Consider the following 20,618-nt stretch of genomic DNA (forward strand, 5'->3'; position numbering starts at 1 on the left):
GCCGCGAAAAGCCCAAGACCTCTTGGGCTTTTTTGTCGCAAAAAACGTTGGCTAACTCGTTACCAGCTTGACAATGGCGACTATCGCCAAGATGAACAGCACTGTCCCAATCAATCCAACAATGATATAAGCAGGCAGCGAGCCGTGCTTAAAGTCAATCTCACGGTTTTTTTCGCTTTGTACGCCGATTGCGGCGGCCAGTACACTCTTTACAACATGTAGCAGATTGGGCTTGGTCATGATTTTCCCTTATTTCAATGTTCAAACTCTTTTGCGGCACGCGTTTGCCGTAACTCGATAACACACCATTTTCTCGCCGATGAACAGCATAGAACGACTAAACCAGCAGTTACGTCAACGCATTTTATTTCTAGACGGTGCCATGGGCACCATGATACAGAGCTACAAGCTGGGCGAAAAGGATTATCGCGGCCAACGCTTCGCCGATTGGCCGGTCGACCTGAAAGGCAACAACGACTTATTGTCGATCACCCAACCCGACATCATCAAGGCCATTCATAGAGCCTATCTCGATGTCGGCGCGGACATCATCGAAACCAATACCTTCAATTCCACCCGCGTGGCGATGGCCGACTACCGTATGGAAGACTTGGCTTACGAAATCAACGTCGCCTCGGCTCGCGTCGCTAGACAGGCTGCCGACGAAGTCACGGCGCTGACGCCGGACAAGCCGCGTTTCGTGGCCGGCGTATTGGGCCCGACCAATCGCACCTCGTCGATGTCGCCCGACGTCAACGACCCGGGTTTTAGAAACATCACCTTCGACGACCTGGTCGAAACGTATAGCGAATCGACTCGCGGCCTGATCGCGGGCGGCGCCGACATCATCCTGATCGAAACCGTATTCGACACCCTGAACGCCAAAGCGGCGATTTTCGCGGTCGAATCGGTGTTCGACGAACTCGGCTATAAACTGCCGGTGATGATCTCCGGCACCATCACAGACGCCTCCGGCCGCACCTTGTCCGGCCAGACCGCCGCGGCGTTTTGGGCTTCGTTGAAACACGTCAAGCCGATTTCGATCGGTTTCAACTGCGCATTGGGCGCCACGGAACTTCGCCAATACATCGAAGAATTATCCAACATCGCCGACACCTATGTCTCGGCCCACCCCAACGCCGGCCTGCCCAACGAATTCGGCGAATACGACGAAACCCCGGAAATGATGGCCGCCGAGCTGTCAGATTGGGCCAAGAACGGTTACCTGAATATCATCGGCGGCTGCTGCGGCACCTCGCCGGACACGATACGCGCCATCGTCCAGGAGGTGAGTATATACCCGCCGCGCCGGATTCCCGAACTGGAAAAACGCTGCCATTTGTCCGGCCTGGAGGCGATGAGCATAGGCCCTGAAACCTTGTTCGTGAACGTCGGCGAGCGCACCAACGTCACGGGTTCGGCGGTCTTCAAGAAGATGATCGTCGAAGGCCGTTACGAAGACGCGCTGGAAGTCGCCAAGCAACAGGTTGAGAACGGCGCGCAAATCATCGACATCAACATGGACGAAGGCATGCTGGACTCTCAGGCGGCCATGGTGCGCTTCCTGAATCTGCTGGCCGCCGAGCCCGACATCGCCAAAGTGCCCATCATGCTGGACTCGTCCAAATGGGAGATTTTGGAAGCCGGCCTGAAATGCATCCAGGGCAAGGGTATCGTCAATTCGATTTCGATCAAGGAAGGCGAAGAAAAATTCATCGAACACGCCAAGCTGGTGCGCCGTTACGGCGCGGCCGTGATCGTGATGGCTTTCGACGAACAGGGCCAGGCCGACACACAGCAACGCAAGATCGAGATCTGCACCCGCGCCTACAAGATTCTGACCGAACAAGTCGGCTTCCCGCCGGAAGACATCATCTTCGACCCCAACATTTTTGCGGTCGCCACCGGCATCGAGGAGCACAACAATTATGGCGTCGATTTCATCGAGGCCACCCGCGTCATCAAGCAAACCTTGCCGCATGCGTTGATTTCCGGAGGCGTCTCCAACGTGTCGTTTTCGTTCCGTGGCAACAATCCGGTGCGCGAGGCGATACACGCCGTGTTCCTGTACCACGCCGTCCACGCCGGCATGGACATGGGTATCGTCAACGCCGGGCAGCTGGCGATTTACGAAGACATTCCGCTGGAGCTGCGCGACGCGGTCGAAGACGTCATCTTGAACCGCACGCCGGAAGGCACCGAAAAGCTGCTGGAAATCGCCGAAAAATACCGCGGCAGCGGCCATGTCGCCAAGCAGGAAACCCTGGAATGGCGCAGCTGGCCGGTCAACAAACGCCTGGAACATGCCTTGGTCAAGGGTATCGCCGATTACATCGAAGAAGACACCGAAGAAGCTCGTTTGCAGGCCGAAAAGCCACTGCACGTCATCGAGGGTCCGTTGATGGACGGCATGAACGTGGTTGGCGATTTGTTCGGCGAAGGCAAGATGTTCCTGCCGCAGGTGGTCAAATCGGCGCGGGTCATGAAAAAGGCCGTGGCCTATTTGATGCCGTTCATGGATGCCCAGGCCGACGGCAGCGAGCGTCAAACCAACGGCAAGGTATTGATGGCGACCGTCAAGGGTGACGTGCACGACATCGGCAAAAACATCGTTGCCGTGGTGTTGCAATGCAACAACTACGAAGTCATCGATTTGGGCGTCATGGTGCCGGCCGACACGATATTGAAAACCGCCCGCGACGAAAAGGTCGATGTGATCGGCCTGAGCGGTCTGATCACGCCGTCCCTGGACGAGATGGTGCATGTCGCCAAGGAAATGCAGCGCCAGGGTTTCGCTATTCCGTTGCTGATCGGCGGCGCAACCACTTCCCGCGCCCATACTGCGGTCAAGATCGAACCCAATTATCAGGCTGCGCCGACCGTTTACGTGGCCGACGCGTCGCGCAGCGTCGGCGTGGTCAGCGCCTTGCTCAGCGAGGATTTGAAGGCCGACTATATCGCCAAAGTCCGCGCCGAATACGAACAAGTGCGTGAACACCATAAAGGTCGCCAAGCCAAGGCGCCGCAACATAGCTTGGAAGCCGCCCGGCAAAACCGCTTCGATTACGCCGCTCACAAGCCGGTAAAACCCAAATTTTTGGGCACCAAGGTCATCGATAACTTCCCGCTCGATACGCTGGTCTGGTTCATCGATTGGTCGCCATTCTTCCATACCTGGGAGCTGTCCGGTCGTTACCCGGCGATCTTGAGCGACTCAGTGGTCGGCAAGGAAGCGACCAAGTTGTTCGAGGATGCGCAGGACATGCTGAAGCACATCATCCGTGAGAACTGGCTGACCGCCAAGGCCGTGATCGGCTTCTTCCCTGCCAACAGCGACGGCGACGACATCGTTCTGTACACCGACGACAGCCGTACCCAGCGGCGCGAAGTACTGCACCACTTGCGCCAGCAAAACGTCAAGGCGCCGGGCCGGCCGAATTATTGTCTGTCGGATTTCATTGCACCGGTCGACAGCGGCATTGCCGATTATCTCGGCGCCTTTGCGGTGACTTCCGGCATAGGCATAGAAAGCAAACTGGCGGAATTCGAACGCGACCACGACGATTACAGCGCCATCATGCTGAAAGCCTTGGCAGACCGCTTGGCGGAAGCCTTCGCCGAATACCTGCATCAGGCGGTGCGCAAGGAGTATTGGGGCTATGCCGAGGAAGAGACGCATGACAACGAAGCCTTGATCGAGGAAGCCTATCAAGGCATCCGCCCGGCTCCGGGTTATCCGGCCTGCCCGGATCATACCGAAAAGGCCAAGCTGTTCGAATTGCTCAATGTGACCCAACACACCACCATCGAGCTGACCGAAAGTTTCGCGATGTATCCGACCGCGGCGGTCAGCGGCTGGTATTTCTCTCACCCCGAGTCGCAGTACTTCAACGTCGGCAAGATAGATCTGGACCAGTTGCAGAACTACGCGCAGCGTAAAGGCATGAGTGTCGAGGTTGCCGAACGCTGGCTGGCGGCCCATTTGAATCATTGATAGGTAAAACTTGCCATGCAATTACGGTTAGAACATTTTGTGGAACGCTTGATGTACACCAGCCGCTGGATCATGGCGCCGGTGTTTCTCGGCATGAGCCTGGTGTTGCTGGTATTGGCGATCAAGTTTTTTCAGGAGTTGTATCACTTTTTGCCGCACGTGCTGGAAATCGACGAGGGCCAGATCATCCTGAAACTGCTGACTTTTATCGATCTGACGCTGGTCGGCAGTTTGACAGTGATCGTGATGTTCAGCGGTTATGAAAATTTCGTGTCCCGGCTGGACATCGGCAGCGACGCCGAAAAGCTGGAGTGGCTGGGCACGCACGATTACGGTTCTTTAAAGCTGAAAGTCGCAACTTCCATTGTCGCGATTTCCTCGATCCGGCTGCTGAAGGTGTTCATGGAAGTGGAAAACATCGCCAACGAGAAGATGTTGTGGTACGTGATCATTCACCTGACCCTGGTGACGTCGGCCTTCATCATGGGTTATCTGGACAAGATTTCCAAACATTGATGGCCGATCTAGTTTTATATGGCACGGAAAGCTGCCATCTGTGCGAGGAGGCCGAGCAGTTGTTGGTCCAGTTTGGTTTAGACTTCGAAAAGCAGGACATCATCGAAGACCCGCAACTGCAACAGCGCTATGGCTTGCGCATACCGGTGTTATTGCATGCGGCCAGCGCATGTGAGTTGAACTGGCCGTTTGACGAGGATGGCTTGCGGGAATTCCTTGCGCAAGTCTCGAATTGAATTCAGCCCTGAGCAAATCCCGACTCGACGAGGCGTCAAAGTAAAAATGCCAGTGCCATTCGGCAATAGCTAAAGTCATTGCACTTTTGAATTGCGACTGGAGTGAAAAAGCTTTAGCTTTTTCCGCTATAGGGTTTGCGGCGAAAGGAAATCAGCGTCTGCCCACCATCAATTCGATTTCCTCGACGATTTCTTCCTGGCGTAGACGGTTGCGCTGCCGCTGCAATTCTTCGCCACCCTTTTCCAGGTGCCTCAATGCGGTTTCCATTTGCATCAAACGCATGTGGTTTTCCACCCGAATCGAGCGTAACAGCAATGCCAGCAAGGCATGAAACAGATATTGCTCGGCGACGCCAGTGGCCACTTCGCCTAACGGTTGATAGGTCAACGGCGGATAGCTGCCGGTCTTGTCGGCGGGAGGCGGCAAAGGCCACAAGCGGTGGCTGAGAACACCCTTCTCGTCGCGAATGCAGGCCATCAGGCCGAACTCGACGCTGCCGCGCAATGCCATGATGGCGGCCAATATTCGCTCTATGACGATAGGTGCGTCCAGGCTGCCTTCCGCTCCGCTCAATCGCTGCGCCGGCGTAGTTTCGGCGATCATTGCATGCAAGCGTTCGCCAACAAGGAGCACAGTGTTATTTTGATCGGCGCGACCGCGCCAGAAGCGCATCACATCCTCGTTAAAGCTGCCGCAAAACCCGCGCACCGAGCCGAATAACAGCCAAATGTCGCCAGCCGTATGGCCGGGGTCGGCATAGAGCGCTGCCGGCAACCCCCCGCTCAGATCGAGCAAGGCGTCGGACAATGAAGCCACGATCTCTTGCTGCGCCGTCTCGCGTTTGCCGACCTTGCGCAGCTCGGCCAAGGCAAAACTGCGCATCGCGCCCAAGATGCCGGTCAATTCGTCGTATAAAGCCAGGCGTCCTTCGATTTCCCGGCGTTGACTCATGATTCGGCCTCCAACAATTCCCGCAGTGTCGCCAACCATTGCGACTTGGGTGTGTCCAGCGTCAGATCGTAGTCCGGCAGACGTTCGAATAACCGGGATAATTGGCCCGCCACCTGTTCGGGACTCAGCTTTTCCAGCAGCCCTTCACCATAGGTCAACAGCCAGGCTAGATGGAACTGTTCCGGCAGGGGTTGCATGCGGTCTTGTTTCAGGATTTCCCGCAGCAGGCGGCCGCGTTGCAACTTTTGCTCTATGCTGGCTTCCAGGCGGGTGCCGAAGCGGGCGAACAATTCCAATTCCAGAAACTGCAAATAATCCAGGCGGATATGCGCGGCGGCATGCTTGATCGCCGGATGCTGGGCCTTGCCGCCGATGCGGGACACCGAGCGGCCAATGTCGATGGCCGGCAGCATGCCGGCCGCGAACAACTTGCTTTCGAAGTAAATCTGACCGTCGGTGATCGAGATCAGATTGGTTGGAATATAGGCGGACAGTTCGCCCTGACGGGTTTCGATGATGGGCAGCGCGGTCATGCTGCCGCCGCCGTAATCGCGGCCCAGCACCGTCGAGCGCTCCAGCAGGCGCGAATGCAGATAGAAAATATCCCCTGGGTAGGCCTCGCGTCCCGGCGGACGCTGCAATAGCAACGATAGCTCCCGGTAGGACTGGGCGTGGCGGGTCAAATCGTCATAGACCACCAGCGTGTCGCGGCCCAGACGCAACCAATGCTCGGCCATCGCGCAGCCGGCAAAAGGCGCCAGATAGCGAAATCCAGGCAGGGCGTTAGCCTCGGCTACGACCACGACGGTATATTCCAGGGCCCCGGCTTGTCGCAAGGCTTCCAGGGTGCCGGCCACCGAAGAGCGCGGCTGGCCGATCAGCACCATGACGCACAGTACGTCGCGGCCGCGCTGATTCAATACCGCATCCAGAGCCAGCGCGCTTTTGCCGACGCCATCGTCGCCTATGATCAGCTGGCGCTGCCCCTTGCCGATGGGAATCAACGTGTCGACGATCTTGTTGCCGGTGTAAAAAGGTTCGCTGACGAAATCGCGCTCGATGATGGTCGGCGCGGCGGCCTCCAGTGGACGAAACTGGCGCAACTCCGGCGGCGGCAAGCCATCCAGCGGGCTGCCGAGCGGATCGACCACCCTGCCGAGCAGCGCATCGCCGACGCCCACTTCCAGCCGCCGGCCGGTATGTTGCACGGACATGCCGGCAGTGACGCCGCGGCTTTGCGATAGCAGGATCGCGCCCAGTACTTCCTTGCCAAGCTGAAACACCAGGCCGGTACTGCCGTCGTCGAAACCGATCAGCTCGTCCAGGCGCGCCGACGGCAAGCCGCGTATCCAGGCGATGCCGTCGCCTATGCCGGCCACGCAACCACGCTCGGATAGGCGCAGGCCGAAGCGGTAAGAAGGCATCTTGTCAGCCATGGTTGGCTTGACGCCTGAAAAACGCCAATTCGTCGGCCAGATTGGCATGCAACTGACATTCGCCTATCACCGCGCGCAGGCCGGCGATCAAGGCAGGATCGACCCGAAAAACGAACGATAAATTCTGGCCGGCGGCTTGCGACAAGGCCAGGCTCAAGGCAGAAGCCATCTGATCCGGCAGGGGATGTGCGGAAACCAATTCGATGGCGGAGGCCGGGATCAGCATCGCCGCGGCCTTGCGTAATGCCGTCTGGTCGCTCTCGCTCAAGGTGCTCAAGTCTTCCAGAAAAATCTCGGCTATACGATGCGTTAGTTGCGGCGATGCCAGCCTTTGCAATATGAGCGCCGCTTGCGCATAGGCCGTTTCGGCGGCCTCCCTGACCAGGGCCGCTTCCCGGCTGTCGATGGAGCTCTGGTTACGGATGCGTTGTTTGGCTTCTTCATCGGCCAGGGATTTTTGCAGCGTCTCCAGGGCACTACGACGCAAACGCGCCAGTTCGGCGTCCAATTCGTGACGGCTGGTTTCCTGGCGTTGGCTCCAGTCGGCCAGACGTTCCTCGTATTGCTGCCGTAACGTTTCGGCCTCGAGGCGCAAGTGCTCGGCCCGCTCGGTTTCGTCTTTGATGCGCTGCTGGCGGGCGTCGAGCATGCTCAACATCGGCCGGTACAAAAAGCGTTGCAGTATCCACACCAAGACCAGAAAGTTGACGATTTCCAGGATGAAGGTGGTCCAGTCGAATTCCATCATAGGCGGTGTCCGAGATTATAGAGGGCCGACGCCGGTCCATTGGCCGGCCTCAGGGTCAGTTCAAGAAATATTCCAGCAAGGGGTTGCGGAACAGGACGATCAAGGCTACCACCAAACAGTAAATCGCCAATGACTCGATCATCGCCAGGCCGATGAACAAGGTGCGGCTGATGGTTTTTTCGGCCTCGGGTTGCCGGGCCAAGGCTTCCAGCGCGCTGGCGATCGCCCGGCCCATCGCGACAGCCGGCAGCATCGTGCCGATGGCGATTACCAGGCCGGCCACGCCGGTCGAAATCATGCTGAACAAATGAATATCGGTCATGAATGATGCTCCGCGGATGAAGAGGTTTCGGATTCGTGGCTTTCCAGTGCGCCGGCAATGTAAATCAATGCCAACATGCCGAAAATGTAGGCCTGGACGATGGCTTCGACGACGTGCAGCATCAATAAGGGCACGGGCACCAGAAAGCCTGCGATCAGCAGCACCAACAAGGCCGCCATCTCCAGGCTCATGATGTTGCCGAACAAACGGATCGCCAAAGCCAGTGTTCGCGTCAATTCGCTGATGACATGAAACGGCAGCAGGATGACGCTGGGCTCGAGATAATGGCGCAGATGATTGCGCAAGCCGTGATCGCGGATGCCGAACCAGTGCGTGGACGCGAATACCAGAACGGCGAGCGCGGCGGTGGCGGACAAGTCACGGGTCGGCGAATGCAGGCCGGGTATCAGGCCAATCAGATTGGCCGTCAACACGAACAGCCATAAGGTGGCGACGAAAGGCAGCACCCGGCGTACCGACGTCGCCGGCAATACTTCGCCGATCGCGCCCTCGATGGCTACCACCACGGCTTCGGCGGCACCATGCCAGCGCGGTGTGTGGCCGTTCATCCTTATCCGCGTCAACCAGGCCAATAGCGAGAAGGCCAGCATGATGCCCCAGGTCGTCAGCACCGTGCCGCTGATGCTCAAGGGGCCGAACTGTAGGGCAGCATAGTTATCGTTCATGCCATTGTCTCCCGCATGTTCAGGAATGTTCCCGCAGAAACCGGATCACATTATAGCCGCCTACCGCTATCCCCAGCACGATCAGGCTGACGGTCCAGCGCACCGAATAACCGGTCGCCAGCGTGTCCAGCCAGCGGCCCAAATAGGCGCCGCCCACGATGGGAACGACGAACAGAAGTCCCAGGGTGCCGCCGTAAAGCAGCAAGCCGATCCAGGTGGCCGGCCGTTTGGTTTTACCGTTCAGACGCTGGACGTCGCGCCGGGTATGGGCTATCAATTTGTCGCGAAAATTCATGTCGACATGCCTCCCGGGCCATGGCCGCCCAATTCCGCCAAACGCCGCACCAGCGAGCGTTCGATTTCCGACAGTGTCGCTCTTGCGCTATGAATTTCCGAATCGGTGCGCGCCATTTCCGCTGCCAATTGTTCACAAAGCAGGCCGGCATTATCGCCGAGAAAATACCGTACCGCGGTGACGGTCAGGCGGTTGTCGGCAAAGCGTAGCACGCCGCCGGGCAAGGCCAGATAATGCCAGACGCCATCTCGATCGCAAAACCGCGCCAGGCCGTAACGCAATAGCGCGATGCAATGGACATGGCCGGCCAAAATTCCAAAGCTGCCTTGTGCATCGGCGCCGATGAACTGTACGACTTCGGCGAAATGTTCGAGGCCCTGGCAGTGCTGCAAGGTCAACGTAAAACGATTCATCCCAAAAACGGCAATAAGTCCACGAAAATCACGAAATACACGAAAGAAATCATTGCGTTATGAAGCATATCGATCCATATCGATTCACCTGTTCGGCGCTGCTCTTTGGCGTGATAACTGTTTGAAACTTTTCGTGACTTTCGTGTGTTTCGTGGATCAAATGATTTTTCTAGGTCCATGCTGGCATGCCGCCTTTCATGTAGCAATCGGCCTCGCTGAGGAGGTCGAATCGGCCGGCCAGAAAGCCTTCGCAATCGGTAATCGTCTGTTCTAGCGGAACCCGTACCCCCGGCAAGCCGGTATGGTCGGCGACCGTGATGAAGGGCTGGGTCAGATAGCGCTGCAAGCGCCGGGCACGCTCGACGATCAGGCGGTCCTCCCGGGATAATTCCTCGATGCCGAGCATGGCGATGATGTCTTCGAGCTCGCGATAACGCGACAGATGCTCGCGCACCGCCCGCGCCACCCGATAATGGCGTTCGCCGAGGATGCGATGATCCATGATGCGGCTGCTGGAGCGCAAGGGATCTATCGCCGGATAAATGCCTTTGGCGGCCTGTTGGCGGGACAATATCACCACGCTGTCGAGGTGACCCAGTATCGTCGCCACGGCCGGATCGGACATGTCGTCGGCCGGCACGTAAACCGCCTGTACCGAGGTAATCGAGCCGGACTGGGTCGAAACGATGCGTTCTTGTAATGAGGCCACCTCGGTCAGCAAGGTGGGCTGGTAACCCACCGTGGCCGGCATGCGGCCCAGCAGTCCGGAGATTTCGCTGCCGGCTTGTACGAAGCGGAAGATGTTGTCCATCAGGAACAGCACCTCGGCTTTTAGCGTGTCGCGCAAATATTCGGCGTAGGCCAGCGCGGTATAGCCGACATGAAACCTCACGCCCGGCGATTCATCCATTTGCCCATAAACCAGCAAGGCCTTGGGTAGCACGCCGGCATCGGCCATTTCGTGCCAGAGTTCATGGCCTTCGCGCATGCGTTCACCGACGCCGGCATAGACCGAAACGCCTTGCATGCCGCTGCTGATCGCGTGCATGAATTCCATCATCAACACGGTCTTGCCGACCCCGGCGCCGCCGAACAAGCCGGTCTTGCCGCCGCGGACGAAGGGGCACAGCAAGTCGATGACCTTGATGCCGGTTTCCAATAATTGTGTGGCCGGCAAGGTTTCGGATAATGCTGGCGGCGGGGACAGGATGTTGCGGAAGGCCGTTTGCGGCAGAGGTAGGCCGCCGTCCAGCGGTTCGCCAAACAGATTCAGCATTCTACCCAGACAGGACGGATCGACCGGTACATGCAGCGCGTCGCCCCGATCGTAAACCGGCATGCCACGATAGAGCCCGGACACGGAATGCAGGGCGATGGCTCTGACCAGGGTGGGCTCGAGATGCTGGAAGACCACCAACACATAAGCGCCCTCGCCATTGATGACATCGAGCGCCTGGCCGATAGGCGGCAGATAATCGCAACGCACATCCACGACCGGCCCTTGGGCGGCCTCGACGCAGCCAACCACAGACTCTTTGGCAAGAGTTTCGGGGCGAGTCGTTTGGAGTTTGAAATCTGTCGCCATGGAAAAAACAGACCGTCATGAATACAGGGCAGATAGTACTCTGAAATCGCCGTTGGTACTAACGATAACGATCATGAAGCCGGAACATGGAAAGCGCCCTTTTTGGGAGTAACGCTTTGTGGCGGCGAAGCGGTTGATTTAGCGTTTGTGATTTCGCCATTTCGGAATTTACCGAAGTGGCGAAATGCGCAGCTTGCCTGCCGAGGCAGGCATTGTAGGATCTAAGCCCTTCCCGGCGCGGGAATGGAAAGGATGGTAGGGGTTATTCAGATGATCTGGACGCGCGTTTGCGCTCGTTTTCAGTCAAGAGTTTCTTGCGCAGACGTATCGACTGCGGCGTGACTTCGACCAGTTCGTCTTCGTCGATGAACTCCAGCGCCTGCTCCAGGCTCATCTTGATCGGTGGCGTCAACAGAATATTCTCGTCGGAGCCGGCGGCGCGGATGTTGGTCAATTGCTTGGCTTTGGTCGGGTTGACCACCAGGTCGTTGTCGCGCGAGTGGATGCCTACGATCATGCCTTCGTAAACTTCGGTGGCATGTTCGATGAACAGGCGGCCGCGTTCCTGCAAGTTGAACAGAGCATAGCCAAGCGCCTTGCCTTGTACCATCGACACCAGCACGCCGTTGATGCGGCTGCCGACATTGCCTTTTTTCATCGGGCCGTAATGGTCGAACACATGGTAGAACAGGCCAGAACCCGAAGTGGCGGTCAAGAACTCGGTCTGAAAGCCGATCAGCCCGCGCGACGGTACCATGTATTCCAGGCGGGTGCGGCCTTTGCCATCCGGCACCATGTTCAGCAAATCGCCTTTACGCTCGCCGAGTTTTTCCATGATCGCGCCCTGGTGTTCGTCTTCCAGTTCAATGGTGACCATCTCGAACGGTTCGTGCAGTTCGCCATCGACTTCCTTCAAAATCACTTCTGGCCGGGATACGCCCAGTTCGTAACCCTCGCGGCGCATGTTTTCGATCAGGATAGACAAATGCAGTTCGCCACGGCCGGAGACCTTGAATTTGTCCGGGTCTTCGGTGTCTTCGACGCGCAAGGCGACATTGTGCTGCAATTCCTTGTTTAAACGGTCGCGTATCTGCCTTGACGTGACGAATTTGCCTTCCTTGCCGGCAAAAGGTGAAGTGTTGACCTGAAAGGTCATGCTGACGGTCGGTTCGTCCACTTTCAAGGGTGGCAAGGCTTCGACGGCGTCTTGCTGGCACAGCGTGTCTGAAATTTCCAGTTTGTCGATGCCGGTGAAGGCGATGATGTCGCCGGCCTGCGCTTGTGGCACCTCGATACGTTCCAGGCCCTTGAAGCCGAAGATTTGCAGCATGCGGCCATTGCGGGTGGCGCCTTCGCGATTAATCAAGGTCAGCGGCTGGTTGGTTTTGACCGTCCCGCGCTGGATGCGGCCAATGCCGATCACGCCAACATAGCTGTTGTAATCCAGACTGATGACCTGCATCTGGAATGGGCCGTCCAGATCGACTTTGGGCGGATGAACTTTTTCGACGATGGTTTCGAACAACGGCGTCATGTCACCGCCATCGACGGTACTTTCCAGGCCGGCATAGCCTTTCAGCGCCGAGGCGTAGACGATAGGGAAATCCAGTTGTTCGTCGGTGGCGCCGAGGCGGTCGAACAAGTCAAAGGTTTGGTCGATCACCCAGTCCGGACGTGCGCCGGGACGGTCGATTTTGTTGATGACCACAATCGGGTGCAGGCCCAGCGCAAAGGCCTTTTGCGTAACGAAACGGGTCTGCGGCATCGGGCCGTCCACGGCATCGACTAGCAACAGTACGCAGTCGACCATCGACAGCACGCGCTCGACTTCACCGCCGAAATCGGCGTGGCCCGGGGTGTCGACGATATTGATATGGTAGCCGTTCCAGTCGATCGCGGTGTTTTTGGCCAGAATGGTGATGCCGCGTTCTTTTTCCAGCGCGTTGGAGTCCATCACTCGCTCGTCGACTTTTTCATGGGCGTCGAAGGTGCCGGATTGCTGCAATAGTTGATCGACGAGGGTGGTTTTGCCATGGTCGACGTGGGCGATGATGGCGATGTTTCTGAGTTTTTCTATCACGAGGTTTAAGGGTCTTTAAAGAAAAAAGGAGGTTGATTTTGCCCGCAAGGGCTAGTCGACGGATGGGATTTGCAGGGTGGTTGCAACTGCGAACCCGCCTTACATTTAGCTTTGTTCCCAGGGCAGGCCATGGAAACGCCAGCCGCCCAGCGTGCCGCGGTGTTTGTGTTCGTCCAGCGGGCCTTCGAAGCCTTCCAGGATGTTGACCAAATGCTGGTAGCCGGCGGCTTCCAATGCCTTGGCGGCGTCGACCGAGCGCACGCCGCTACGGCACAGCAGCAGAATAGGCGCGGATTTGTCCGGCGCGTGTTGCTGCACTTGTTCGACGAAGGCCGTATTGAGTTGCATGCCGGGAAATTCTTTCCAGGCCACGTGGATGGCTTGGGGAGGGTGGCCGACAAAGCCGTGTTCGATCGCGGTTCTGACGTCGATCAGCACGGCGGCCGGATTATCCTGTAACAGCGCCCAGGCTTGCTTGGGGTCGAGGTTTTCTATCATGTGTTATACCGGGTTGATTTTTTGTCCGATGTAATAGGCTTCGTTCCGATTGCCGAGCCGCAAATCGCCGATGCGGGCATTTTCTTGATAATAGACAAGGCTGAGCGGAGAGAACATGCGCAACAGCTCGTTGCGTTCCAACAAATATTCGGGATTGCCGGGGCCTTCTTTATCAAGCTTGTTGCGCGTAAATGTTTGATAAAACAGCAAGCCTTCGGGGTTTAAGGCCTCCATTATCGCATTACACAGAGAACGGTCAAGAAAACGACTGATGACGATCACGTCGAATGAATGATTCGCCAGGCTGTCGCTAGCGATGTTGCCTTGCTTGGCGTCGATAGGCAGCCGCCGAATAGCGGCCTGTTCTCGCAATTGAGCCAATGCCACGGTGGAAATATCCCAGGCTTCGACGCGTAAACCTCGTTCGGCGAGTAGCAAGGCATTGCCGCCCAAGCCGCAGGCCAGATCCAGCGCTTTGCCTTGCTTGGGCAACAGATGGCGATGGTTGCGCAGCACCTCGCAGGCTTCGGCTTGCTGTGGGCTGGAGCGGTAGATTTCATCCCATTTGTGCTGCAGTTTCATCATGGCGGATCGATGCCGATGCGGTGCGGTAGCCAGCCTTGAATGAACTCCAGAAACGAGCGGACCTTGGCCGATAGATATTTGCGATGCGGATAAACCGCATAAATTTCCAACGGGCTGATCGCATATTGCTCCATCACCACTTGCAGGCGGCCCAACTCGATGTCTCGGCCGATGATGTAACGCGGCAGCATGATCAGTCCCAAGCCGTTGATCGCGGCGTTGCGAATCGGGTCGGCCATGTTGGCTTGCATGCGACCGGTGACGGTGACGGTGCGTTCGCCCAGAATGCCTTTGAAGCGCCATTTATTGCGAGGCGGAATTGCCCAGTTGATCAGGCAGCTGTGATCGTCAAGGTCTTCGGGGTCCTGTGGAATGCCATGGGTTTTCAAGTATTCGGGGGATGCGGAGACAACTAGCGACGAAGTCCCCAATTTTCGCGCAACCAGGCTGGTATCGGTGAGTTGGCCGAGATAAATGGCCATATCCACCCCTTCGTCTATCAAATCGACCTGGCCGCCTTTCAAAACCATTTCAACGGAAAGATCGGGATAGGTTTTCAGATATTCCGTCAAGCCGGGAGCAATATGCGTGGCGCCAATGACAGGCGGGGCCAGGATTTTCAATACGCCGCGCGGCTCGGTTTGTAGTTTGGTGACGGCGGATTCCATTTCGGCGACATCGAGCAAGACTTGCTGGCAGCGCTCCAGATACTCCTCGCCAGCTTCAGTCAGGCTTAAGCTGCGGGTAGTACGGTTGAACAGGCGCGTGTTCAGTTCGCTTTCCAGTTGCATGATGTGCTTGGTGGCCATGGCTCTGGAAATATCCAAGTCTTTGGCGGCCTTGGCAAAACTGCCTGCTTTGGCGACGCGAACGAACACATTCATACTGGTTAATTTGTCCATGGGCTGCCTCGTCGATTGGGTGGATTCAGGAAAATATTGACATTTTAATTGTTTCTTATACGTTTACAATAAATTTTATAAACTCCCAATTGTAAACATTTTTTTATACTGTATAGTATGCGGTAACTGAAATGCAAAGCCAAAGTGCTTTGTCAAGATAAGCTTTTAAATTGTAGGTATTCGAAACTAAATGAACGACTTAAGCAAAGATGTCCTGATTGGTTCCCTGTTCATCGCAGGTATTTGGAGTTTTATTTCAGGTTTGTTTGTCATTTCCACCGTTTTATTTGCCGCGACCTCCATGGTCAGCAATATGACAGCCAGGGCTCATATCCAAGGCTGATCTCAAAGAATTTGTAACTACCTCCTGGTGTTGTAATACAAGCGGAACCTCCTCATAGCACTCTGCTTGGTTTTTTACCTCCCTCTGCGCAAGCATTGGGAGGTTTTTTTTGCCCGTCGTTTTTGCGAACATGGCAACGTGTTATGATTTTTCCGCTAACAACTCAAGAGAGACCGTTAATGAATGATGTACTGCAGCAGTTGGCCGAAGTTTTGGAGCAACGCAAGCGGCAATCCGCGGATCAGTCTTATGTGGCCAGTCTGTATGCCAAAGGCCTGGATCATATTTTGAAAAAAATCGGCGAGGAAGCCACTGAAACCGTGATGGCGGCGAAAGATGGCGACAAAGACAAAATCGTCTATGAAACTGCCGATTTATGGTTTCATTGCATGGTGATGCTGGCGCATCAAGGGTTGGGGCCCGGACAGGTGATCGATGAGTTACAGCGCCGCTTCGGCTTGTCCGGTTTGCAGGAAAAGGCTCGGCGCGATTCGGTCAATCATTAACTCGAGGAGTGAAATATGGGCATGAGCATGTCGGAATTACTGTTGATATTGGCGATCGTGATTTTGGTGTTTGGCACCAAGCGCCTGAAAAACGTGGGCGCTGATTTGGGGGATGCCATCAAGAATTTCCGCTCGTCGATGAAAGAAGGCGGCGAAGCGAAAAATATCGACGATAAAAAAGGCGAGACGCTGGATGGCGAAATCACGCATAAAGAAAAAGATCAGGCTTGATGTTGAGTTATGTTCGATGTCGGTTTTTCGGAATTAGTCATGGTGGGTTTGATTGCCTTGTTGGTGATCGGCCCCGAACGTTTGCCCAAGGCGGCGCGCATAGCGGGATTTTGGTTGGGCAAGGCGCGCAGAACCATTGCCAATGTCAAGGCGGAAATCAAGCAGGAATTGCAAGCGGAAGAAATGCGGCAATTGCTGCTGGAGCAGCAATCCATTGCCGAGGATTTGCAACAAGTAGCCAAGGACACCAAAGCCGCGGTCGAGGATGTCAACCTTGGTCTGCAATCGGAAGACCAGCCCAAACAGAACGATGACAAACCAGTTTGATCCTCACGCCGAGCAGCCTTTCATCAGTCATTTGATAGAGCTGCGCGATCGCTTGTTGCGCGTGGTTTTGTGCGTGTTGCTGGTTTTTATCGGCACGGCGTTCTATGCCAACGAGATTTATCACTATTTGGCCGAACCGTTGTTGCGGCATATGCCGGCCAATAGCACGATGATTGCGATCGACGTGGCTTCACCGTTCTTTACCCCGATCAAGCTGGCCCTTGTCGTGGCGATATTCGTATGCGTGCCATATATCCTGTTTCAGTTTTGGGGCTTTGTGGCGCCAGGACTCTATCGCCACGAAAAACTGATGATGTTGCCATTATTGCTGGCCAGTACTGTGCTGTTTTACGCCGGCGCGGCGTTTGCCTATTACGTGGTGTTTCCGTTGGTGTTCGGCTATTTGACGGCGGCCGCGCCCGAGGGTGTCGCGGTGATGACGGATATATCCACTTATCTGGATTTCGTCTTGACGATGTTTTTTGCCTTCGGCATTTCGTTCGAGGTGCCGATTTTTACCATCGTGCTGGTTTTGACCGGCATTACCACGCCCGAAAGCCTGGCCGAAAAGCGTCCCTACGTGATCGTCGGCGTGTTTGTGATCGCGATGTTTTTAACGCCGCCGGACGCCTTGTCGCAAACCTTGTTGGCGGTGCCGATGTGCCTGCTGTTTGAATCCGGTTTGTTGTTTTCCAGATTGTTTGTCGGACGTAAACGGGAAGAATGACGCATGAACGACATCGCCGAACGCTTTCAACATGTTCGCAGCCAGATTCGCCATGCCGTGAGCATTGCCGGCAGACCCAGAGGCAGCGTGCAATTGCTGGCGGTGAGCAAAACCAAGCCGGCTGGTGATATTGCAACGCTGTACCGCCTGGGGCAGCGGCATTTCGCCGAAAATTATCTGCAAGAAGCTCTGGGTAAACAACGGCAGCTTTCGGCCTTCAATATCACCTGGCATTTCATCGGCCCGATTCAATCGAATAAAACCAAGCCCATCGCGACCCATTTCGCTTGGGTGCATAGCGTCGATCGCCTGAAAATCGCGCAACGCCTTAGCGAACAGCGGCCGGCGCATTTGCCGCCGTTGAACATCTGCTTGCAAGTCAACATCAGCGCGGAAGACAGCAAGTCCGGCGTGAGCCTGGAGGATTTGCCGGCGTTGGTCGAGGAGGTCAGGATGTTGCCGAACCTGCGTCTGCGCGGCGTGATGGCGATTCCGGAAGCCGAAAGCAATTATGCCAAGCAGCGACAGCCCTACCGACGCCTATGTCAGGCGGTTAAGGAGTTGAACAGGCCGGAGCTGGACAGTTATTCGTTTGGCATGAGTGGAGACTTGAAGGCGGCGATCATGGAGGGGGCTACCATGGTGCGCATCGGCACCGCTTTGTTCGGCGAGCGTCAGTACGACTAGCGTTAGAGTCTTGAAGGAGGAAGCCTGGTAGCCATGGGGGGCTTTTTGATGGATAATAAGTCGTTATTTTGTCCACATTTTCTCTGCCCCGATCATGAAACATAAGCTCGAATACCTGTTGCAACAAGCTGTCGAAGCCCTAAAAACGCAAGGTGTTCTTGACGGTGACGTGACCGCGCAGGTCGTGTTGGAGCGCGCCCGCGATGCCCAGCATGGCGATTTTGCCACCAATCTGGCGATGACGCTGGCCAAAGCCGCCAAACACAACCCGCGGCAATTGGCGGAAAAAATCGTAGCCGCCATCCCGGCGGACAAACTGGTCAGTAAAATCGAGATTGCCGGGCCCGGCTTCATCAATTTTTTCATCGATCCCAACAGCCAGTTCCAGATCGTCAAACAAATCCATGACGCCGGCCCCGAGTTTGGCTTGAGCAAAATCGGCTCCGGAAAGCGCGTGCAGGTCGAGTTCGTTTCCGCCAATCCGACAGGTCCTTTGCATGTGGGGCACGGCCGGGGTGCAGCCTACGGTTCGGCGGTGGCCGACTTGTTGGAGGCTGCAGGTTTTGACGTCGAGCGCGAATATTACGTCAATGACGCCGGACGGCAGATGGACATTCTGGCGACCAGCGTCTGGCTGCGTTATCTGGAAGAGTGCGGCGAAGTGTTCGTGTTCCCGAGCAACGGCTATCGCGGCGAATATGTATGCGACATCGCGTTCAATCTGCATAAGAAAGCCGGGGATAGTTATCGCCATGCGGTCGCGGTCGTCTTCGAAAACATCCCGGCCGACGAACCGCAAGGCGGCGACAAGGAAAAACATATCGATGCCTTGATAGAGCGCGCCAAGGCTCTGCTTGGGCCGGCGCACTATGACGCCGTGTTCAAGATCGGTTTGGATGAGATTCTGGCCGATATCAAGGACGATCTGGAAGAATTCGGCGTCAGCTATCAGCAATGGTTTTCCGAACGCTCATTGATGGATGATCATTCCGTCGAGCAAGCACTGCAGCGTTTACAGGATGCGGGTTACCTGTATCAACAGGACGGCGCCACCTGGTTTGCTTCCAGCCGGTTGGGCGACGAGAAGGACAGGGTGGTGGTGCGCGACAACGGCCAGACCACCTATTTTGCCTCCGATATCGCTTATCACATGAACAAGCTGGATCGCGGCTTCGATCAGATCGTCAATATCTGGGGCGCCGACCACCATGGTTATATCCCGCGCGTGAAGGCGGCGATGCAGGCCCTGGGCGCCGATGAATCCAAGCTGAAAGTGTTGCTGGTGCAATTCGCGGTGCTGTACCGCGGCGAGGAAAAAGTGCAGATGTCCACACGGTCCGGCGAATTCGTCACGTTGCGGCAATTGCGCAACGAAGTGGGTAAGGACGCTTGCCGCTTTTTCTATGTGATGCGCAAATCCGAACAGCACATGGATTTTGATTTGCGGCTGGCCACGTCCAGAACCAACGAAAATCCGGTTTATTATGTGCAATACGCGCATGCGCGGGTTTGCAGCGTGTTGCGCCAGCTCGATGAAAAAGGGCGCGGCCGCAACCTGAATCTGGGCATGGAGCATTTGCAGTTGCTGACCGAGCCGCACGAAACCGAGTTATTGACCACGCTGTCCAAATACCCGGAAGTGCTGGAGCGCGCGGCGGTGTATTACGAGCCGCATCAGCTGATTCATTATTTGCGAGAACTGGCCAATCAATTCCACAGCTATTACAACGCCCATCAGTTTTTGGTCGATGACGAGTGCTTGTGCAATGCCCGGTTGAATTTGATTTGCGCGGTCAGGCAGGTGTTGGCCAATGCCCTGAATCTACTGAAAATCCATACTCCAGAATCGATGTAATGGCCAGAGATTATAAACACCGCGTCCAAAGTCCCAGCTATGCCGCAAGGCGCGGTCGGGCCAGGAAGGCGCCAACTGTTTGGTGGCGCTGGCTTTTGGTGGCCGTGCTGATCGTGGCCTTTGTGGTGTTTTTGAATATGGTGCGCGGCATGGTGGCCGAGCTGATGGCGGGCAAGCCGGAGGCTCAAGTTAGCACGCAAGATCAAACCGTCAAGCAAAATATACCCGTGCAAACGCAAACGGCAGCCGAGCCCGAGAAAAAGGCGGAACCCGCGCCGGAGCCGGAGCCGGTGCAACCAGAAGAGCCTCGTTACGATTTTTATACGATTTTGCCGCAGGCGGAAACCGTGGTGCCGGATTATGAAATCCAGAGTCGGGTGCGGGAAGAGTTGGTCGGTAAAACCAAGGCCACCAAATATGTGATGCAGGCCGGCTCCTTCCGCGAGGCGGCCGAGGCCGAGCGCCATAAAGCCAAGTTGGCGCTGTTGGGTATTGAGTCCTGGGTTGAAAAAGCCAAAGTGGGCAGTGTGATCTGGCATCGGGTAAAAATCGGTCCCTACGACAACCCATCCAGCGTTGCCACCATCAAAGACCTGTTGCAAAAGAACGGCATAGGCGTGATTGTTGCCGAACAAGGCAAATAGTCTCCGGGCCATAAGCCTTCACTCAAGCGCAGATTGGGGATTAAATCTAG

General features: G+C 56.2%; 24 protein-coding genes. 11 read left to right on the plus strand and 13 right to left on the minus strand.

Features of this window, described 5'->3' with window-relative positions; all coding sequences use genetic code 11:
- Positions 1-51: 51 nt before the first annotated feature.
- Complete coding sequence (locus NM686_RS00365; RefSeq protein WP_255189961.1) at positions 52-240, minus strand: DUF2970 domain-containing protein; 189 nt, start codon at positions 238-240, stop codon at positions 52-54.
- Positions 241-319: 79 nt separating this feature from the next.
- Here NM686_RS00365 and metH point away from each other — a divergent pair, with 79 nt between their 5' ends.
- From metH to NM686_RS00380, 3 genes are read left to right on the plus strand one after another with little or no spacing between them, the layout of a single operon-like run.
- Positions 320-3,994: a methionine synthase gene (gene metH / locus NM686_RS00370; RefSeq protein WP_255189962.1), complete on the plus strand. Its 3,675-nt coding sequence runs from the start codon at positions 320-322 to the stop codon at positions 3,992-3,994.
- Between the two features lie 15 nt (positions 3,995-4,009).
- Entirely contained in the window at positions 4,010-4,510 is a 501-nt protein-coding gene (locus tag NM686_RS00375) for a TIGR00645 family protein (protein ID WP_255189963.1), read from the plus strand.
- The gene (locus tag NM686_RS00380; protein ID WP_255189964.1) at positions 4,510-4,746 is read left to right on the plus strand and encodes a glutaredoxin family protein; all 237 of its coding nucleotides are present in this window, start codon (positions 4,510-4,512) and stop codon (positions 4,744-4,746) included. The genes NM686_RS00375 and NM686_RS00380 overlap by 1 nt, the downstream gene beginning before the upstream one ends.
- Before the next feature lie 151 nt (positions 4,747-4,897).
- Here NM686_RS00380 and NM686_RS00385 read toward each other — a convergent pair whose 3' ends face one another.
- The 12 genes from NM686_RS00385 to NM686_RS00440 form a co-directional block, all read right to left on the minus strand.
- The gene (locus NM686_RS00385) at positions 4,898-5,698 is read right to left on the minus strand and encodes a F0F1 ATP synthase subunit gamma (protein WP_255189965.1); all 801 of its coding nucleotides are present in this window, start codon (positions 5,696-5,698) and stop codon (positions 4,898-4,900) included.
- On the minus strand, positions 5,695-7,134 hold the full coding sequence (locus NM686_RS00390) for a F0F1 ATP synthase subunit alpha (RefSeq protein WP_255189966.1): 1,440 nt from the start codon (positions 7,132-7,134) through the stop codon (positions 5,695-5,697). The genes NM686_RS00385 and NM686_RS00390 overlap by 4 nt, the downstream gene beginning before the upstream one ends.
- Complete coding sequence (locus tag NM686_RS00395; RefSeq protein ID WP_255189967.1) at positions 7,127-7,882, minus strand: F0F1 ATP synthase subunit delta; 756 nt, start codon at positions 7,880-7,882, stop codon at positions 7,127-7,129. The genes NM686_RS00390 and NM686_RS00395 overlap by 8 nt, the downstream gene beginning before the upstream one ends.
- A 55-nt stretch (positions 7,883-7,937) precedes the next feature.
- On the minus strand, positions 7,938-8,204 hold the full coding sequence (locus NM686_RS00400; protein ID WP_255189968.1) for a F0F1 ATP synthase subunit C: 267 nt from the start codon (positions 8,202-8,204) through the stop codon (positions 7,938-7,940).
- Complete coding sequence (locus NM686_RS00405; protein WP_255189969.1) at positions 8,201-8,890, minus strand: F0F1 ATP synthase subunit A; 690 nt, start codon at positions 8,888-8,890, stop codon at positions 8,201-8,203. Before NM686_RS00405 ends, NM686_RS00400 begins: the two co-directional genes overlap by 4 nt.
- A 19-nt stretch (positions 8,891-8,909) precedes the next feature.
- Positions 8,910-9,185 carry an AtpZ/AtpI family protein gene (locus tag NM686_RS00410; protein ID WP_255189970.1) on the minus strand — a complete coding sequence of 92 codons (276 nt, stop codon included), beginning with the start codon at positions 9,183-9,185 and terminating at the stop codon, positions 8,910-8,912.
- On the minus strand, positions 9,182-9,598 hold the full coding sequence (locus tag NM686_RS00415) for a FoF1 ATP synthase subunit delta/epsilon (protein ID WP_255189971.1): 417 nt from the start codon (positions 9,596-9,598) through the stop codon (positions 9,182-9,184). Before NM686_RS00415 ends, NM686_RS00410 begins: the two co-directional genes overlap by 4 nt.
- 169 nt (positions 9,599-9,767) lie before the next feature.
- Positions 9,768-11,183: a F0F1 ATP synthase subunit beta gene (atpD, locus tag NM686_RS00420; protein WP_255189972.1), complete on the minus strand. Its 1,416-nt coding sequence runs from the start codon at positions 11,181-11,183 to the stop codon at positions 9,768-9,770.
- Between the two features lie 262 nt (positions 11,184-11,445).
- Complete coding sequence (gene typA, locus NM686_RS00425; protein WP_255189973.1) at positions 11,446-13,263, minus strand: translational GTPase TypA; 1,818 nt, start codon at positions 13,261-13,263, stop codon at positions 11,446-11,448.
- A gap of 105 nt (positions 13,264-13,368) precedes the next feature.
- Positions 13,369-13,761, minus strand: a complete 393-nt coding sequence (locus NM686_RS00430; RefSeq protein WP_255189974.1) for a rhodanese-like domain-containing protein — start codon at positions 13,759-13,761, stop codon at positions 13,369-13,371.
- Positions 13,762-13,764: 3 nt separating this feature from the next.
- The gene (locus NM686_RS00435) at positions 13,765-14,346 is read right to left on the minus strand and encodes a class I SAM-dependent methyltransferase (protein ID WP_255189975.1); all 582 of its coding nucleotides are present in this window, start codon (positions 14,344-14,346) and stop codon (positions 13,765-13,767) included.
- Positions 14,343-15,248: a LysR family transcriptional regulator gene (locus tag NM686_RS00440; RefSeq protein ID WP_255189976.1), complete on the minus strand. Its 906-nt coding sequence runs from the start codon at positions 15,246-15,248 to the stop codon at positions 14,343-14,345. Before NM686_RS00440 ends, NM686_RS00435 begins: the two co-directional genes overlap by 4 nt.
- 190 nt (positions 15,249-15,438) lie before the next feature.
- Here NM686_RS00440 and NM686_RS00445 point away from each other — a divergent pair, with 190 nt between their 5' ends.
- The 8 genes from NM686_RS00445 to NM686_RS00480 all read left to right on the plus strand — a co-directional run bounded on the left by NM686_RS00445 (position 15,439) and on the right by NM686_RS00480 (position 20,568).
- Positions 15,439-15,591, plus strand: coding sequence for a hypothetical protein (locus NM686_RS00445; RefSeq protein ID WP_255189977.1), 153 nt, complete (start codon positions 15,439-15,441; stop codon positions 15,589-15,591).
- Between the two features lie 179 nt (positions 15,592-15,770).
- Positions 15,771-16,097: a phosphoribosyl-ATP diphosphatase gene (locus NM686_RS00450; protein WP_255189978.1), complete on the plus strand. Its 327-nt coding sequence runs from the start codon at positions 15,771-15,773 to the stop codon at positions 16,095-16,097.
- Between the two features lie 21 nt (positions 16,098-16,118).
- Complete coding sequence (gene tatA, locus NM686_RS00455) at positions 16,119-16,328, plus strand: twin-arginine translocase TatA/TatE family subunit (RefSeq protein WP_255189979.1); 210 nt, start codon at positions 16,119-16,121, stop codon at positions 16,326-16,328.
- Between the two features lie 9 nt (positions 16,329-16,337).
- On the plus strand, positions 16,338-16,655 hold the full coding sequence (tatB, locus tag NM686_RS00460) for a Sec-independent protein translocase protein TatB (protein WP_255189980.1): 318 nt from the start codon (positions 16,338-16,340) through the stop codon (positions 16,653-16,655).
- A complete protein-coding gene (tatC, locus tag NM686_RS00465; protein ID WP_255189981.1) occupies positions 16,639-17,382 on the plus strand; it encodes a twin-arginine translocase subunit TatC in 744 nt (247 codons plus the stop codon). The genes tatB and tatC overlap by 17 nt, the downstream gene beginning before the upstream one ends.
- 3 nt (positions 17,383-17,385) lie before the next feature.
- On the plus strand, positions 17,386-18,069 hold the full coding sequence (locus NM686_RS00470; protein WP_255189982.1) for a YggS family pyridoxal phosphate-dependent enzyme: 684 nt from the start codon (positions 17,386-17,388) through the stop codon (positions 18,067-18,069).
- Positions 18,070-18,163: 94 nt separating this feature from the next.
- On the plus strand, positions 18,164-19,924 hold the full coding sequence (gene argS, locus NM686_RS00475; protein ID WP_255189983.1) for an arginine--tRNA ligase: 1,761 nt from the start codon (positions 18,164-18,166) through the stop codon (positions 19,922-19,924).
- Positions 19,924-20,568, plus strand: a complete 645-nt coding sequence (locus NM686_RS00480; protein WP_255189984.1) for an SPOR domain-containing protein — start codon at positions 19,924-19,926, stop codon at positions 20,566-20,568. The genes argS and NM686_RS00480 overlap by 1 nt, the downstream gene beginning before the upstream one ends.
- Positions 20,569-20,618 lie beyond the last annotated feature (50 nt).

Origin of the sequence: Methylomonas rapida (assembly GCF_024360925.2) — a bacterium.
GTDB classification, from domain to species: domain Bacteria; phylum Pseudomonadota; class Gammaproteobacteria; order Methylococcales; family Methylomonadaceae; genus Methylomonas; species Methylomonas rapida.

Excerpts from the sequence above, each read along its gene's own strand:
- atpD (WP_255189972.1), bottom strand. The coding sequence starts at position 11,183 with ATGGCGACAGATTTCAAACTCCAAACGACTCGCCCCGAAACTCTTGCC.
- tatA (WP_255189979.1), top strand. The coding sequence starts at position 16,119 with ATGAGCATGTCGGAATTACTGTTGATATTGGCGATCGTGATTTTGGTG.
- tatC (WP_255189981.1), top strand. The coding sequence starts at position 16,639 with ATGACAAACCAGTTTGATCCTCACGCCGAGCAGCCTTTCATCAGTCAT.
- NM686_RS00375 (WP_255189963.1), top strand. The coding sequence starts at position 4,010 with ATGCAATTACGGTTAGAACATTTTGTGGAACGCTTGATGTACACCAGC.
- argS (WP_255189983.1), top strand. The coding sequence starts at position 18,164 with ATGAAACATAAGCTCGAATACCTGTTGCAACAAGCTGTCGAAGCCCTA.
- NM686_RS00400 (WP_255189968.1), bottom strand. The coding sequence starts at position 8,204 with ATGACCGATATTCATTTGTTCAGCATGATTTCGACCGGCGTGGCCGGC.
- NM686_RS00435 (WP_255189975.1), bottom strand. The coding sequence starts at position 14,346 with ATGATGAAACTGCAGCACAAATGGGATGAAATCTACCGCTCCAGCCCA.
- NM686_RS00440 (WP_255189976.1), bottom strand. The coding sequence starts at position 15,248 with ATGGACAAATTAACCAGTATGAATGTGTTCGTTCGCGTCGCCAAAGCA.
- tatB (WP_255189980.1), top strand. The coding sequence starts at position 16,338 with ATGTTCGATGTCGGTTTTTCGGAATTAGTCATGGTGGGTTTGATTGCC.
- NM686_RS00410 (WP_255189970.1), bottom strand. The coding sequence starts at position 9,185 with ATGAATTTTCGCGACAAATTGATAGCCCATACCCGGCGCGACGTCCAG.
- NM686_RS00450 (WP_255189978.1), top strand. The coding sequence starts at position 15,771 with ATGAATGATGTACTGCAGCAGTTGGCCGAAGTTTTGGAGCAACGCAAG.
- NM686_RS00395 (WP_255189967.1), bottom strand. The coding sequence starts at position 7,882 with ATGATGGAATTCGACTGGACCACCTTCATCCTGGAAATCGTCAACTTT.
- NM686_RS00415 (WP_255189971.1), bottom strand. The coding sequence starts at position 9,598 with ATGAATCGTTTTACGTTGACCTTGCAGCACTGCCAGGGCCTCGAACAT.
- metH (WP_255189962.1), top strand. The coding sequence starts at position 320 with ATGAACAGCATAGAACGACTAAACCAGCAGTTACGTCAACGCATTTTA.
- NM686_RS00365 (WP_255189961.1), bottom strand. The coding sequence starts at position 240 with ATGACCAAGCCCAATCTGCTACATGTTGTAAAGAGTGTACTGGCCGCC.
- NM686_RS00385 (WP_255189965.1), bottom strand. The coding sequence starts at position 5,698 with ATGAGTCAACGCCGGGAAATCGAAGGACGCCTGGCTTTATACGACGAA.
- NM686_RS00390 (WP_255189966.1), bottom strand. The coding sequence starts at position 7,134 with ATGGCTGACAAGATGCCTTCTTACCGCTTCGGCCTGCGCCTATCCGAG.
- NM686_RS00445 (WP_255189977.1), top strand. The coding sequence starts at position 15,439 with ATGAACGACTTAAGCAAAGATGTCCTGATTGGTTCCCTGTTCATCGCA.
- NM686_RS00470 (WP_255189982.1), top strand. The coding sequence starts at position 17,386 with ATGAACGACATCGCCGAACGCTTTCAACATGTTCGCAGCCAGATTCGC.
- NM686_RS00405 (WP_255189969.1), bottom strand. The coding sequence starts at position 8,890 with ATGAACGATAACTATGCTGCCCTACAGTTCGGCCCCTTGAGCATCAGC.
- NM686_RS00430 (WP_255189974.1), bottom strand. The coding sequence starts at position 13,761 with ATGATAGAAAACCTCGACCCCAAGCAAGCCTGGGCGCTGTTACAGGAT.
- NM686_RS00380 (WP_255189964.1), top strand. The coding sequence starts at position 4,510 with ATGGCCGATCTAGTTTTATATGGCACGGAAAGCTGCCATCTGTGCGAG.
- NM686_RS00480 (WP_255189984.1), top strand. The coding sequence starts at position 19,924 with ATGGCCAGAGATTATAAACACCGCGTCCAAAGTCCCAGCTATGCCGCA.